Raw genomic sequence first — 13,684 nt, forward strand, 5'->3', positions numbered from 1 at the left:
ATGGCACGAACAGCAGACGATATCCTGAAGAACCTCGACCTGACGGCAGCAGAGTTGAGCGGTGGCAGCCGCGCGGTGCGCTCGCCCATTGATGGCAGCACGCTGGCCGAGGTCCACGACACCCCCGCAGGCGAGATGCCCGCCATTCTGGAACGCGCGCAGTCCGCGTTTAAGGCATGGCGCGTGGTGCCAGCCCCGCGTCGTGGTGAACTGATCCGACTGCTCGGTGAAGAGCTGCGCGCGGCCAAGGATGACCTTGGCGCGCTGGTCAGCTGGGAAGCGGGCAAGATCACTTCTGAGGGCCTCGGTGAGGTGCAGGAGATGATCGACATCTGTGATTTTGCCGTGGGTCTGTCGCGCCAGCTTTATGGTCTGACGATTGCCTCGGAACGTCCCGGTCACAGCATGCGCGAGACATGGCATCCCTCGGGGCCGGTGGGCGTGATCTCGGCGTTCAACTTCCCGGTTGCGGTCTGGTCGTGGAATGCGGCGCTGGCGATTGTCTGTGGCGATCCGGTGATCTGGAAACCGTCGGAGAAAACACCGCTGACGGCGCTGGCCTGCACCAAGATCTTTGAACGCGCGGTGAAACGCTTTGGCGAGGATGCGCCCGAGGGCCTGCTGCAGACCCTGATCGGCGATGCGGAACTGGGCAAGGTGCTGGTCGCCAGCCCATCCGTGCCGGTGATTTCCGCCACGGGCTCGACCCGCATGGGCCGCGCGGTGGCACCTGTGGTGGCGGAGCGGTTCGGCAAGTGCATTCTCGAACTTGGCGGCAACAACGCGATGATCGTGGCGCCATCGGCGGATCTGGAAATGGCGGTGCGGGCGATTGTGTTCTCTGCCGTGGGCACCGCCGGTCAGCGCTGCACTTCGCTGCGCCGCCTGATCGTGCATAACTCCATCCGCGAGGATCTGGTGAAACGCCTGAAGGCCGCCTACGCCGGTCTGCCGATTGGTGACCCGCAGGCCGAGGGCACGCTGGTTGGCCCTCTGGTGGACGAGGCCGCAGGGGACGCGATGACCTCGGCGCTGAAGGCGGCCGAGAGCGAGGGCGGCACCGTGCATGGTGGCGCGCGCGTCACCGAGGGCGTGCCCGCAGGTGGTGTCTATATGGCGCCCGCCATCGTTGAGATGCCCGGTCAGAGCGCGTCGGTCAAAGAAGAGACCTTTGCGCCGATCCTGTATGTCATGGGCTATGACGATTTTGAGGACGCGGTGGAGATGCAAAACGATGTGCCGCAGGGGCTGAGCTCCTGTGTGTTCACGCTCAATATGCGCGAGGCGGAGAGCTTCCTCACGGCTGCCGGGTCCGATTGCGGCATTGCCAACGTCAACATCGGGCCTTCGGGTGCGGAAATCGGTGGTGCCTTTGGCGGTGAGAAGGAAACTGGCGGTGGGCGCGAGAGCGGCTCTGACGCGTGGAAATCCTACATGCGCCGCCAGACCAACACCGTGAATTATTCGGCGGAATTGCCGCTGGCGCAGGGTGTGAAGTTCGACATCTAAGGTCGGGCCAGTCCTGATTTGGCTGTCGCGCAAGCGGCAGCCGCGCGCCCGTCCCGGTTTTACCTCGGGGCGGGCGTATGTCGTTCAGGGCGATGGGGAGTGCGGCTCAGGATGATGCCGCGATGGCAAAGCTCTCGACTGGCTGAGAGACATTGTGCAGCTTCACATGTCCCAGCGGTTTCGCTTCGGCCGTCTCCGTCAGGATGTCGCGCGACACCACGATGCGGTGGCCAATGGTCTTGCCGTAATCGCCCAGACGTGCGGCGATATTGGCGGCCTGACCGATCACGGTGAAATCCAGCCGCTCCTGCGAGCCGATATTGCCATAGAGCACCGACCCCGAGGCAATCCCGATGGCGCAGTCCAGATTGGGCAGCGACGGGCAAGGGGTGATTTCTGCCAGCGCCGCGACAATGGCCCGTGCGGCAGCGAGCGCCTGCGCGCGGGCTTCGGCCGGGTTCTGGCCTGCCGGGAAGACCGCCAGCACCGCGTCCCCGATGAATTTCAGCACCTCGCCGCCGTTTTCATGCACGAGGCCTGAAGTGGTCTCAAAAAACCTGTTCAGCAGGTTGATGTATTTGTCGCGCGGCAGGGTTTCTTCGAGCAGGGTGGAGCCGCGCAGATCGCAGAACATGATCGCAGCGTCGATCTCATCGCCCTCACCCCGGCGGATGTTGCCTCCAAGCACCCGCGCACCGGAGCGTTTGCCCACGTAGGTTTCCAGTACGGCCTGCGCGTTTTCACGCTGCATAAAGACCTCGTAATAGCGCGCAATCACCGCAGAGCATTCAAAGATCAACCCCAGATCGGCAGTGCTGAAGCCATCGGGGGCGTCCGAGGCGACGGTCAGCACGTTGATCCGCCCGTCCGAGAACGGCAGCGGCATGGCGACATAGTCGGTCATGCCGCGGTCGCGCAGATCGCGCAGGATCGGGAAGTCCTCGGGCGGGGTCGCCCCGGTCAATCGGTAGCGCAGCCCGCCAAGCCCCTTGGACACATGGCGCAGCGGAGAGTTTTTGAACTCCGGCTTTTCGTGGATCTCGTAGGAGGGCGAAAACGTCTCCACCCCCGGTACGCCTTTTTCCCACAGGTAATGGTGGCCCGCGATCCGGGGATGCAGGGCCCAAGCGAGGATGGTCAGGCGGCTGACGGGCAGGCCTTGTTCGTGCAGTTTGGCGACGAAGGCCTGGGTGAAATCCTCGGGCGACGGCAGGAAGGCCGCCTCGCGCAGGAGCCAGTCCACCAATGGGCCGGAGATATTGCCATCATCGGGCGCTTGCAGGCGGTTTGGACCCAGATCCAGCCGGTCGAGCGCCTCGGGGATGAAGCCGATATGGCCCTTGATCTGGCGCGCCTCGGGCAGGGTTTCGTCATAGCTCCAGACCGCGCTGCACAGCTCCTTCTTGCCGGGCAGGATCAGGTCGCGGTAATGGGCGGTGCCCTTAAAGGGGCAGAAGGTGGTCTTGCTGCAGGCCTTGTCCATATCCACCAGCAGGTCTTCCTTGGGGAAATAGACCACGGGGGAGAGGCGGGTTTCATACATCACCTTGGCGCGGCTGCTCTGCGCGAGCAGCGTGTCGCCGTGATAGGCAGCAACCGGGCCGTCCAGTTGCTCCACAAGGATACCGTAACCGCTGCGCGGTGAGACCTGAATGTTCATGGGGTGTATCTGTCCAAAGCTAGCCTTCCTAATATGGGAAGGTTTGCGGCAGATTTCCAGCCCCTTCGCCCGCAGCGGGGATCACATTTGAGGGATTGCGCCGTGCGCTGCGCGTCGGCGCGGCCTGCCGGGCCCAACGGGCGGATGGGAATTTTCAATTCACAGACGACGGGCGGGAGCCCCCCCGGCCTTTTGGCGTATCCGGGGTGACGGAGGTGGACCGGGGCGGGTGTCACACCATACGGATCACATCCTTGTTGATCGCCAGCACATAGCCGCGTTTGGCGATGTTCTTGACCAACAGCTCGCTGATCATCTGATTGCCCAGCGTGTCGCGCAGGCGTTTGATCCGCGTGGCCCCGGCGGCCTCTTCGCAGTCACTGCTGGATTTGCCGGAAATCACCGCCTCGATTTCAGCGCCCGAGAGCACATCATCATCGAGCCGCGCCTCGGCCAGCACCGACAGCGTTTCCATCGCGGCCTTGGTGAGTTTGAAGCCCATATTGTTGAGATAGACGGTGTTTTCCTCGCGGCTGATCAGCAGCTCGGTCACCTGAATCCCGGCGCGTTCGATCTGCGCCATGCGCCGGTTCAGCATCACCAGCATCGCCAGCACCACCAGAGCCGCAATCATCATCGCGGTGGCAAAGACCAGAAGCACAAAGATCACCATGCGGTAGCTTGCCAGCGTGTCGGCAAAGGCGGTGCCGCTCTGGGCGAGGATCTCCAGCAGTTTGACCTCGGCCTGGGTGGTGAGGTCGTTTTCCACAAAGAGCCGTTCGATCCGGGCGTTGAACGCGTTTCCATCGGGCAGGGTCAGAAGCAGCACCGTACCCGCGACCACCAAAAGCGCCACGATGGCGCAGATCCCGAGGGCGATCACCCGGGACCCGGCGTTGCGGACCTCAGAAACGGAGAAAGTTGGATCCGGCATCCGCTTTCCTTTTGTCGAGCCCCTCGGGGCCAAAAACGGACAGGACGTTCAGAAGCGTCCAGCCTGCGCGTTGCAGACGGGCGGCCACCTCATCGCGGGCGGCGGATTTGGAGCAGGCCCCAGAGAGTTCCATCACACCGTAATGGAGCTTGAGCGGCTGGTCCTGTTTTGCCTTGTAATCGGCATAGCACCCAGCCGCATGCGCGGGCTGCGCGAGGGCTGCGAGGAGCAGCAGAAGGGCGGGGATTTTGCGAATGTGTGTCATGTCATCATCATGCAGCCGGGGTCGCTGATATTCAATGACAACAGGGTGTTGCGGCGCTGATATTTGATAACAAGCGGGCGTTATTGCCTGTCTGAAGCGCTCGGGGCGAGGCTTGGAGCATCCGGTTGATTGCCAACCGCCACATGCATCCACATAGGAAAAACGATATGACCCGCCTCGCGTCTTCTTCCCGTAATCTCCACCGTAAATTCATTGCCGCCGTGATTGCCACGGCCATGGCGATCACTGGATTCTCTGCCGCGCCAGCCCGCGCCGACAGTGATGATATTGCCAAGTTCATCGCAGGGGCTGCGATTCTCGGCATCATTGGCGCTGCGATCAATGACAGCAAGAAAGACCGCCGCCGCCCGCCCCATGTTGACCCGACACCACGTCCAAAGCCGTTGCCGCCGCGCGTGCGTCGCTATGACCTGCCAGCGCAATGTCTGACCAGCATCCGGGTGCGCGGTAAGGACCGCAACCTCCTCGGCATGCGCTGCCTGCGTCGCAACTACGACTATGTGCGCGAGCTGCCGAACCGCTGCTATGCGGAGTTCGACAACCGCAACCAGAGCCGCCGTGGCTACCGTCCGGGCTGCCTGCGCAAACACGGATACCGTCTGGTGCGCCGATAAGCGCCAGTGGTGAGGTTCGAGAGCAGTCAACTGGGGCGCATCCTGCGCCCCTTTTTTGTGCCGAAACCCTTGCGCGGCACGGTGAAACGGGGGCAGTGAAGGGCATGGATACTCCGGATTTATCATTAGAGCAGGTCGCCTTGTCGCGCGGCTATACGCGGATTGCAGGTGTCGATGAGGTCGGGCGTGGCCCATTGGCGGGGCCAGTGACGGCGGCGGCTGTGGTGCTGGACCTTGCGGCGCTGCCAGAGGGGCTCAACGATTCCAAGAAGCTGACGCCCCGCAGGCGTGCAGCACTTGAACCAGAAATCATGGCGCGGGCGAGTTACGCGGTGGCGCATGCCTCGGTGGAAGAGATCGATCACCACAATATCTTGCGTGCGTCGCATCTGGCGATGGAACGCGCGGTGGCCGCCCTCGATCCACAGCCGGATTACCTGTTGATCGACGGAAATCTGATCCCGCGCAATTTGCGCATTCCGGCCGAAGCGGTGGTCAAAGGGGACGGTCGATCCTTGTCAATTGCTGCGGCGTCAATTCTGGCCAAAGAAGCACGCGATCGCATCATGGTGGATTTAGCGCAACAGTTTCCGGGATATGGTTGGGAGCGAAATGCGGGCTATCCGTCGAAACAACACCGCGAGGCGCTCATAAAAATAGGGGTTACCCCTCACCATAGAAGGTCGTTTAAGCCGGTCCACAATATCTTGTATCAAGAGTGAACCGTAGTCCGCTGATTCAAAAAACAAATTGACCTCGAATCCGGGATGAATCATCCTGTGGACAACCAGAATGAGCGCAAAAGCGCCGTGGTTATCGAGGCAGAGCAAATGAACAAAACCATCGCGAAGGGCGCCGCTACGGCGCTCCCTTTAAACACGATTCTTGATGGCGACTGTATCGAGAGGATGGCAAGCCTGCCCTCCAATTCGATCGACATGATCTTCGCGGATCCGCCCTATAATCTCCAGCTCAAAGGGCAGTTGCACCGCCCTGATAACTCCCGCGTTGATGCGGTCGACGACGAATGGGACCAGTTTTCCAGTTTCGGCGTTTACGACCAGTTCACGCGTGCGTGGCTGAAAGAGGCCCGCCGCATCCTGAAGCCCAATGGTGCGCTTTGGGTGATCGGGTCCTACCACAACATCTTCCGCGTGGGCTCTGCCTTGCAGGACGAGGGTTTTTGGATCCTGAACGATGTGGTGTGGCGCAAGTCGAACCCGATGCCGAACTTCCGTGGCAAACGCTACACCAACGCCCATGAGACGATGATCTGGGCGTCGAAATCCGAGGGTGCCAAATATACCTTCAACTATGAGGCGCTGAAGGCGCTGAACGAGGGCATCCAGATGCGCTCGGACTGGGTGATGCCGATCTGTACCGGCCATGAGCGTCTGAAGGATGCAAATGGCGACAAGGCGCATCCGACCCAGAAGCCCGAAGCACTGTTGCACCGTATTCTGGTGGGTTCCACCAACCCCGGTGATGTGGTTCTGGACCCGTTCTTTGGCACCGGCACCACTGGCGCGGTGGCCAAGATGCTCGGGCGTGAGTTCATCGGTATTGAGCGCGAAGAGAGCTACCGCAAGGTTGCCGAAGAGCGCATCAAGAACGTACGCAAATTCGACCGTGAGGCGCTGCAGGTCTCGGCCTCCAAACGGGCAGAGCCGCGGGTTCCGTTTGGCCAGCTGGTCGAGCGCGGTATGCTGCGTCCGGGCGAGGAGCTTTATTCGATGAACCGTCGCCACAAGGCGAAGGTGCGCGCGGATGGCACCTTGATCGGCGACAATATCAAGGGCTCGATCCATCAGGTGGGCGCGCATCTTGAGAACGCGCCGTCCTGCAATGGCTGGACCTACTGGTGCTTTAAGAAGGACGGGAAAACCGTTCCGATCGATGTGCTGCGCCAGCAGATCCGGGCTGAAATGCAGGCCTGATCGGCACTTTAGCCAAATTCCGAATTTATTCGAACGCCGACAGTGCGCTGCCTCAGGGTTCAGCGCGCTGCACCTTGCCCCGCCGATTTGGCGGGGTTTTTTGCATGTTTTGCGACAATTGGCGCGTGTAACCTGCCCGCCATATCCCTATTTAGGGGCAAGCCGTTTCATACAATAAAAACCCCCAAGGGAGGGCCGGATGGCTGAAGCCACCACCACCGCACCCGTTGCTTCTGCGCGCGCATCCAGTGATCCGATATTGCAAGATGACGCGCTGGAGACAAAACACATCCGCGAGGCGCTGGAGGAACACAAAAGGCGCGGCGTGGAGATGGCGGTTCTGGCGCGCTGGATCATTATGCCCATCGTCGCGGTCTTTCTGTTTTCGGTCTATCCGCATCCCTCGCAGCTTTATTATGTCGCGCTTCTCGGGGTGCTGTGCATCAACGGGTTTTTTATCCGCCGATTTGCGCGGGTGGGGCGGTCGAATGCGGAGGTCGGGTTGATCATGTTCGACCTTGTGCTGATGACATTCGGCATGGTGTTTCCCAATCCCTTCAGCCCCAACGAAATGCCGGTTCCGATCCTCTATCAGTATGATAACTTTATGTATTTCTTTATCATTCTGGCAGCGGGCACATTGGCCTATAGCTGGCGCACGGTGCTGGGGATGGGGATTTGGGCCAGTGTGATCTGGCTCGGCGGATCAGGGCTGATGTGGCTGTTTGGCACCCCAAATGAAGAGATCGCGCAGCGTCTTTCGGTGGCGCTGGCGGAGTGGCCGGAGTTGCTTGAGCTTTATGATCCCAATGACGTCGGGTTTAAGTTCCGCATCCAAGAAGCGATGGTGTTCTTGATGGTGGCGGCGATCCTTGCCCAGTCTACCCGGCGGTTTTATCTGATGCTGGATCAAAACGCCGATCTGGCGCGGGAACGGGCCAATCTGTCGCGGTATTTCTCGCCCAATGTCGTGGAGCAGCTGTCGCAAAATGACGACGCATTGAGCCAGGTGCGGACCTCGCGCATTGCGGTGCTGTTTATCGATATTATCGGCTTTACCCGACTGGCAGAGCAGAAAGACGCGGTCGAGGTGATTGAACTGTTGCGTGGGTTTCACGGGCGTATGGAGCAGGAGGTGTTTCGCCACGGCGGCACGTTGGACAAATATCTGGGCGATGGCTTGATGGCGACCTTTGGCACGCCTGTTGTCGGAGAGCGGGATGCCTCGGACGCGCTGGCCTGCGCGCGGGCGATGTGTGTGGTGCTGGATCAGTGGAATGCGGAACGTCGCCAAGCGGGCGAGCCGGAGATCCACGCCGGGATTGGCATTCATTTTGGTGAGGCAGTTCAAGGCGATATCGGTGCAAACCGGCTGGAATATGCGGTGATCGGCACGGCGGTGAACATCGCCTCCAGACTGGAGGCAATGACCCGTGTGATGCAGGCACGGATCGTGATGAGCGACGCGCTGTGCAGGCAAGTGCATCAGGAGGGCGGCGCTGAGGCGCTGGTCCAGGGCTTTACCCGCGCGGATGAGCAAAGCATTCGCGGCCTGCAGGAACCGATGACGGTCTGGGCCTTGCGCGCGCTTTGATAAGCTATTCCTTAAGGGTCTGAGGCTATGGTCGCGACAGCATCTTTAAAAGGCTATTGTAATGTCGCAGACCCATCGGGACGAACTCTTCGTCTGGTTCGGACTGGGCGAGGAAGCTCGCTCTACCATTGTCGACATGGCGTCCCTCGTGGAGCGCCATATCGATCAAGTGCTTGATGAGTTCTATGAGCTGTGCCTCGCGCGCGCGGAAACCAAAGGGTATTTTCCCACCGAACACATTGTTGCCCATGCCAAGGCGGCGCAACGCGCCCATTGGATAAAGCTGTTTTCCGGTCGGTTTGACGAAAGCTATATGGCCTCCGCCGATAAGGTCGGGCGGGTGCATTTTGAGGTCGATCTGCCGTTTCACCTGTTTCTCGGGGGCTATGCCACCGTGGGGGACCGCATTCTGGATGTGGTGCAGTCGCAGAAAAACGGCTGGCGCGGTGCAAAGGCGCGCAACAGTCAGGCCCGCGTGTTGCAGCGGCTGATCCTGTTTGATTGCGAACGGGTGATTGCGGGTTTTATCAATGCGCAGATGCAGGAGCGTGAAAAGGCGCTCACGATCATGACGCAGGGCATTCAGCGGCTTGAGACAGGCGATTTGACCACTCAGATGCCGGGCGTCGAAGAGAACGGGCTGCCGGAGCGGTTCGACAATGTGCGCCTGTCCTATAACCACCTCTTGGATCATTGGTCGGGGATCTTGTCCGACGCAACCCGGCGGGCACATTCGGTGGATGCCAAGATGGCAGAAACCGCGCAGATGACCCGTGATATGGCGCATCGCTCTGGCGAGCAGGCCAGCACCTTTAATGAGACCGTGACCTCTGTGAATAGTGTGACCAGCAGCACCCGGCTGACCAGCGAGAAGGTCGCGGATGCGGCCAAACAGATCGAGGCCAACCGCGTGGTGGCGGAAGAAGGCGGCGCGGTGGTTCGGGATGCGATCCTTGCGGTCGAACGGATCGAGCAATCCTCCAGCCAGATCAACAAGATCGTCGATGTGATCGACGAGATCAGCTTTCAAACCACATTGCTTGCGCTCAATGCGGGCGTCGAGGCTGCGCGCGCGGGCGAAGCGGGCAGGGGCTTTGCGGTGGTCGCATCAGAGGTGCGCGCGCTTGCCAGCCGGGCCACGGATGCGGCGGATGACATTAAGAAGCTGATTGCCGGCAGTTCCGATCAGGTGCGGGAAGGGTGCGAGCTGGTGCATCAGACCGGCGAGCGGCTCAATAGTATCTGCGCGAGCGCGGACAGTGTCGCGCGGATCATGCAAGAGGTCGATGGCGTGATTTTTGAACAATCCGGCCAGCTTGAAAACATCAGCGAGCGGATGGAGCGGCTGGACCAATATATTCAAAATAGCGCCGGGCAGGCAGGCACGGTGTCCAGCACCACCGATGCATTGGCGCAGGATTCGGCGGCACTGAAGGCCAGCATGGATGGGTTCAGGACGCGCAGCAATATCGCGTTGCGCGAGGCGACGCAGGATCAGGAGTATGAGCGTCTGGCCAACCGGCGCTAAGGGCTGGACAGACCTTAGCGCGGCATCCGATGCTATCGCGGCATCGGGTTTTGGTGCCGGTTATAAGGTTTCCAGTCGGTGATCTCCGGGTAGTACTGCTTGCGCCAGCGCCGGACCTTTGGGTTCATCATGCGCCGCCACAGGGGCGGGATCATCGCCGCAATGGACATCACCGGATAGCCGTAGGGCAGTTGCGGGGCGTCCGTCTCGGAATAGTTCTGCAACAGCGGAAACCGCCGGTCGGGTTTATAGTGATGATCCGAATGGCGCTGCAGATTGATCAGCAGCCAGTTTGAGGCCTTATGCGCGGCGTTCCATGAGTGATGCGGCTTGACGTGTTCATATTTGCCGTCGCCCAGATGTTTGCGCGTAAGCCCATAGTGTTCGATGTAATTGACCAGTTCCAACTGCCAGATCGCAACGCCGGCCTGCACCAAAAACAGCAATACGCCGGACACACCGCCAATCAGGAACGCCAAGAGCAGCATCACCGCCTGCAGCGCCCAGTAGCGCAGAAACGGGTTGCTGCGGTGATACCAAGGCAGACCCTTGCGCATCAGGCGATCCGCCTCGGCGCGAAAGGCCGAATGCCAGCATTGCCAAAGCACCCTTGGGTAAAAGCGGTGAAACCCCTCGTTATAGCGCGCTGTCACCGGGTCACGGGGGGTGGCAACATAGCGGTGATGCACCAGCAGATGTTCCGAGCGAAAATGCGAGTAAAGCACCATGGCCAGGAGGATATCTGCCATCCAGCGCTCAAACCGGTTGGTCTGATGCATCAGCTCATGGCTGTAGTTGATGCCGATGGTGCCCGACACCACCCCCATGCCAAAGAACACGCCCACTTTTTCAATGCTTCTGAGGTGGTCCGCGTCGCTCACATAGGCGATGAGGCCAAAGAGGCAGAGCACCTGCAAGGGCACCCAAGCGGTGGTGAGGCGAATGTACCATTTGAGGTCAGCCTCGGACGATTGCGGGTCGGCGTTCGCAAGCTCCAGCCCCAGAACCCCGTCGAGCGCTGCAAAGAGGTACCACGTGGCGAGTGGCGGGATCAGCACCCACCAGCTGCCATAGACGGCCCCGATCCAGACCATCGGCAGCAGTGCCAGCGAGAGCCAGAATGGCAGCGCGCGACGCCAATCGCGCAACTGGGCGGCCGGAATGAACTGGGTCATATGTTTCTCCACAGAGCAGGCGCGTCTGACTGAGGAGCTTAATGCTGTTGTGACTGTAGCCCAAGAGGGAAGTCGTTGATTTAACGGTGCAGTAGATCAAAGGCTTTGCGCATGACCGTTGGCAGGTCCGAGGGGCGAAAGTCATGGCGTTTGATGATTTCCTGCCCGTCAGAGAGGTTGAAACCCGCGGGCAGCTCCGCCATGCGCACCTGCAAGATCAGGTGGAAATGGGTGAAGGTATGACGCACCTCTGCGCCAAGATCCTGCCAGTTGGCCTCAAAGGGCGGTGCCTCGGTGGGGGCCTCGTTCCAGTCTGAGCCGGGCCAGCCGAGCATACCGCCCAACAGCCCCTTATCGGGGCGCCGCTCCATCAGCCAGTCGCCCTCGTGGTTGCGGGCGATATAGACAAAGCCATGCCGGGTCGGTTTGGGCTTCTTTGGGGTTTTCTTGGGCAGCTCGGCGGCGGTGCCATTGAGGCGGGCGCGGCAGGGCGTGCGCCACGGACAGATGCCGCAGGCGGGGGATTTGGGGGTGCAGATGGTGGCACCGAGGTCCATCACCGCCTGCGCATAATCACCGGGGCGCAGGGCGGGGGTCAGATGGGCGGCGTGGTCCTTGAGCACAGGTTTGACACCGGGAAGGGGGGCGTGTTCGTCGTGAAGCCGCGCCATCACCCGTTCGACATTGCCATCCAGCACGGTCTCGGGACGGTCAAAGGCAATGGCCGAGATCGCCGCCGCTGTATATGGCCCGATACCGGGGAGCGCGATCAGCCCCTCATAGGTGTCTGGAAACACGCCGCTCAGGTCATCGGCCACCACGCGGGCACATTTCAGCAAATTGCGGGCGCGGGCGTAATATCCAAGCCCGGCCCATTCAGCCATAACATCGGCGTCGGCAGCGGCGGCGAGGTCGCTCACCGTGGGCCAGCGCCGGGTGAAGCGTTCAAAATAGTCTTTGACGGCGGCCACGGTGGTTTGTTGCAGCATCACCTCGCTGAGCCAGATCCGGTAGGGATCGGGCCGCACGCCAGCGGCGCGCGCCTCTGGACCAACGCGCCATGGCATTTGGCGGGCGTGTCTGTCATACCATTCCAGCAGATCCTGGCTGAGTATCTCGGGATACACGGCGTGGTCACGCATTCTTTATCCTTTGCCCTATGGTTTGGCTGGTCTCTTGCTTCCGGCCCTTTACAATAGGGCGAACACACACGCAAAACCACCGGCATGGCATATAGGCATTCTTCCACACGCGGTTTTAAACGCACAGGCTCGTTGCTGAACGACCAGATCCGTAAGGCGGGCGAAAGCCGTGGCTTTGCGGTGTCGCGGCTGCTCACCCATTGGGAAGAGATCGTCGGCCCGGAGCTGGCGGCGATGGCGCGGCCCGTCAAGGTCGGCTATGGGCGCGGCGGCTTTGGCGCGACGCTGACGGTGCTGACCACCGGTGCGATGGCCCCGATGCTGGAGATGCAGAAGGCAGCCCTGCGTGAGAAAGTGAACGCAGTTTACGGATATAACGCGATCTCCAAACTGCATATCACGCAGACCGCACCCATTGGTTTTGCGGATGGCCAGGTTGATTTTCGCTATGCGCCCAAGGTGCGCAAGGCGGCGGAACCCGCGCCGGAGGATGTGGCATCCGCCAAGGAGACAGCCACCGGCGTTGAGAATGACGAATTGCGCGCAGCACTCGAGCGGCTTGGGCGCAATGTACTGACACGACAAAAATCATTGAGAAAGGGGTATAAATGACCCGCATCATGACAGGTATCTGCGCGGCTGTTGCCGTGGCAGCGGGCGTATATGCGATCGACAACTTCACAGGCCGTCAGGGTGACACCAGCCTGCTGGACATTCAGTTGATCGGAAGCGCAAGCGCACAGGAAAGCGCCGAGGCCGCAGAGGTCGATACCTCCACGATCATCGAGATGGTGCAAGGGGCCGAGGATGCGCCGGTCACTTTGATCGAATACGCGTCTTATACCTGCCCGCATTGCGCGAACTTCCATGAAGGTGCCTATAAGAAGCTGAAGGCAGAATATATCGACACCGGCAAAGTGAAGTTCATCTACCGCGAGGTCTATTTCGACCGCTTTGGTCTGTGGGCGTCGATGGTGGCGCGCTGTGGCGGTGAAGAGAAATTCTTTGGCATCACCGATCTGATCTTTAAGCAGCAGTCCGAGTGGACCCGCGCAGGCGGTCCCGCCGAGATGGTGGACGCGCTGAAGAAAATCGGTCGTGTGGCCGGGATCGACAACGAGCAGTTGGAAGCCTGCATGCAGGATGCCACCAAAGCGCAGACGCTGGTGACTTGGTATCAGGAAAACGCCACCAAGGATGAGGTGGAATCGACCCCGTCGTTCATCCTGAATGGCACCAAGGTTTCAAACCAGCCGTATGAAGATCTAAAAGCCCTGATCGACGCAGAGCTTGAAGAATAAGCCC

General features: G+C 60.6%; 13 protein-coding genes. 8 read left to right on the forward strand and 5 right to left on the reverse strand.

The window, feature by feature from the left end; all coding sequences use genetic code 11:
- Entirely contained in the window at positions 1–1,509 is a 1,509-nt protein-coding gene (gene amaB / locus UB90_RS15630; RefSeq protein WP_065326366.1) for an L-piperidine-6-carboxylate dehydrogenase, read from the forward strand.
- A gap of 106 nt (positions 1,510–1,615) precedes the next feature.
- Here the strand turns inward: amaB and UB90_RS15635 are convergent, their stop codons facing one another.
- The 3 genes from UB90_RS15635 to UB90_RS15645 form a co-directional block, all read right to left on the reverse strand.
- Positions 1,616–3,169 (reverse strand): DUF427 domain-containing protein, encoded by a 1,554-nt coding sequence (locus UB90_RS15635; RefSeq protein ID WP_065326341.1) that lies wholly within the window; start codon positions 3,167–3,169, stop codon positions 1,616–1,618.
- Between the two features lie 232 nt (positions 3,170–3,401).
- Entirely contained in the window at positions 3,402–4,103 is a 702-nt protein-coding gene (locus UB90_RS15640; protein WP_005624316.1) for a winged helix-turn-helix domain-containing protein, read from the reverse strand.
- The gene (locus UB90_RS15645) at positions 4,075–4,368 is read right to left on the reverse strand and encodes a hypothetical protein (RefSeq protein WP_005624313.1); all 294 of its coding nucleotides are present in this window, start codon (positions 4,366–4,368) and stop codon (positions 4,075–4,077) included. The genes UB90_RS15640 and UB90_RS15645 overlap by 29 nt, the downstream gene beginning before the upstream one ends.
- Positions 4,369–4,535: 167 nt before the next feature.
- Between UB90_RS15645 and UB90_RS15650 the strand changes: the two genes are divergently transcribed.
- The 5 genes from UB90_RS15650 (at position 4,536) to UB90_RS15670 (ending at position 10,062) form a co-directional block, all read left to right on the forward strand.
- A complete protein-coding gene (locus tag UB90_RS15650) occupies positions 4,536–5,003 on the forward strand; it encodes a hypothetical protein (protein ID WP_065321151.1) in 468 nt (155 codons plus the stop codon).
- 104 nt (positions 5,004–5,107) lie between these two features.
- Positions 5,108–5,725 carry a ribonuclease HII gene (locus tag UB90_RS15655; RefSeq protein WP_065326340.1) on the forward strand — a complete coding sequence of 206 codons (618 nt, stop codon included), beginning with the start codon at positions 5,108–5,110 and terminating at the stop codon, positions 5,723–5,725.
- A gap of 108 nt (positions 5,726–5,833) precedes the next feature.
- Positions 5,834–6,940 (forward strand): site-specific DNA-methyltransferase, encoded by a 1,107-nt coding sequence (locus UB90_RS15660; protein ID WP_039983375.1) that lies wholly within the window; start codon positions 5,834–5,836, stop codon positions 6,938–6,940.
- A 199-nt stretch (positions 6,941–7,139) separates the two neighbouring features.
- A complete protein-coding gene (locus UB90_RS15665) occupies positions 7,140–8,534 on the forward strand; it encodes an adenylate/guanylate cyclase domain-containing protein (protein ID WP_065326339.1) in 1,395 nt (464 codons plus the stop codon).
- A 61-nt stretch (positions 8,535–8,595) separates the two neighbouring features.
- Positions 8,596–10,062 carry a globin-coupled sensor protein gene (locus tag UB90_RS15670; RefSeq protein ID WP_065326338.1) on the forward strand — a complete coding sequence of 489 codons (1,467 nt, stop codon included), beginning with the start codon at positions 8,596–8,598 and terminating at the stop codon, positions 10,060–10,062.
- A 32-nt stretch (positions 10,063–10,094) separates the two neighbouring features.
- Here UB90_RS15670 and UB90_RS15675 read toward each other — a convergent pair whose 3' ends face one another.
- Complete coding sequence (locus UB90_RS15675) at positions 10,095–11,237, reverse strand: alkane 1-monooxygenase (protein ID WP_065326337.1); 1,143 nt, start codon at positions 11,235–11,237, stop codon at positions 10,095–10,097.
- An 80-nt stretch (positions 11,238–11,317) separates the two neighbouring features.
- Complete coding sequence (gene mutY / locus UB90_RS15680; RefSeq protein WP_065326336.1) at positions 11,318–12,379, reverse strand: A/G-specific adenine glycosylase; 1,062 nt, start codon at positions 12,377–12,379, stop codon at positions 11,318–11,320.
- A gap of 84 nt (positions 12,380–12,463) precedes the next feature.
- Between mutY and UB90_RS15685 the strand changes: the two genes are divergently transcribed.
- Together UB90_RS15685 and UB90_RS15690 are read left to right on the forward strand one after the other, a co-directional pair.
- A complete protein-coding gene (locus tag UB90_RS15685) occupies positions 12,464–12,991 on the forward strand; it encodes a DUF721 domain-containing protein (RefSeq protein WP_065326335.1) in 528 nt (175 codons plus the stop codon).
- Positions 12,988–13,680 carry a DsbA family protein gene (locus UB90_RS15690; RefSeq protein ID WP_005675137.1) on the forward strand — a complete coding sequence of 231 codons (693 nt, stop codon included), beginning with the start codon at positions 12,988–12,990 and terminating at the stop codon, positions 13,678–13,680. Before UB90_RS15685 ends, UB90_RS15690 begins: the two co-directional genes overlap by 4 nt.
- Positions 13,681–13,684: the final 4 nt, after the last annotated feature.

Source organism: Tritonibacter mobilis (genome assembly GCF_001681715.1).
In the GTDB taxonomy this organism is placed as follows: Bacteria; Pseudomonadota; Alphaproteobacteria; order Rhodobacterales; family Rhodobacteraceae; genus Epibacterium; species Epibacterium mobile.

What these genes read in the sequence shown, in the direction of transcription:
- UB90_RS15640 (WP_005624316.1), bottom strand. Translation starts at nt 4,103, where the DNA reads ATGCCGGATCCAACTTTCTCCGTTTCTGAGGTCCGCAACGCCGGGTCC.
- UB90_RS15645 (WP_005624313.1), bottom strand. Translation starts at nt 4,368, where the DNA reads ATGACACACATTCGCAAAATCCCCGCCCTTCTGCTGCTCCTCGCAGCC.
- UB90_RS15690 (WP_005675137.1), top strand. Translation starts at nt 12,988, where the DNA reads ATGACCCGCATCATGACAGGTATCTGCGCGGCTGTTGCCGTGGCAGCG.
- UB90_RS15685 (WP_065326335.1), top strand. Translation starts at nt 12,464, where the DNA reads ATGGCATATAGGCATTCTTCCACACGCGGTTTTAAACGCACAGGCTCG.
- UB90_RS15660 (WP_039983375.1), top strand. Translation starts at nt 5,834, where the DNA reads ATGAACAAAACCATCGCGAAGGGCGCCGCTACGGCGCTCCCTTTAAAC.
- UB90_RS15670 (WP_065326338.1), top strand. Translation starts at nt 8,596, where the DNA reads ATGTCGCAGACCCATCGGGACGAACTCTTCGTCTGGTTCGGACTGGGC.
- UB90_RS15665 (WP_065326339.1), top strand. Translation starts at nt 7,140, where the DNA reads ATGGCTGAAGCCACCACCACCGCACCCGTTGCTTCTGCGCGCGCATCC.
- mutY (WP_065326336.1), bottom strand. Translation starts at nt 12,379, where the DNA reads ATGCGTGACCACGCCGTGTATCCCGAGATACTCAGCCAGGATCTGCTG.
- UB90_RS15675 (WP_065326337.1), bottom strand. Translation starts at nt 11,237, where the DNA reads ATGACCCAGTTCATTCCGGCCGCCCAGTTGCGCGATTGGCGTCGCGCG.
- amaB (WP_065326366.1), top strand. Translation starts at nt 1, where the DNA reads ATGGCACGAACAGCAGACGATATCCTGAAGAACCTCGACCTGACGGCA.
- UB90_RS15635 (WP_065326341.1), bottom strand. Translation starts at nt 3,169, where the DNA reads ATGAACATTCAGGTCTCACCGCGCAGCGGTTACGGTATCCTTGTGGAG.
- UB90_RS15650 (WP_065321151.1), top strand. Translation starts at nt 4,536, where the DNA reads ATGACCCGCCTCGCGTCTTCTTCCCGTAATCTCCACCGTAAATTCATT.
- UB90_RS15655 (WP_065326340.1), top strand. Translation starts at nt 5,108, where the DNA reads ATGGATACTCCGGATTTATCATTAGAGCAGGTCGCCTTGTCGCGCGGC.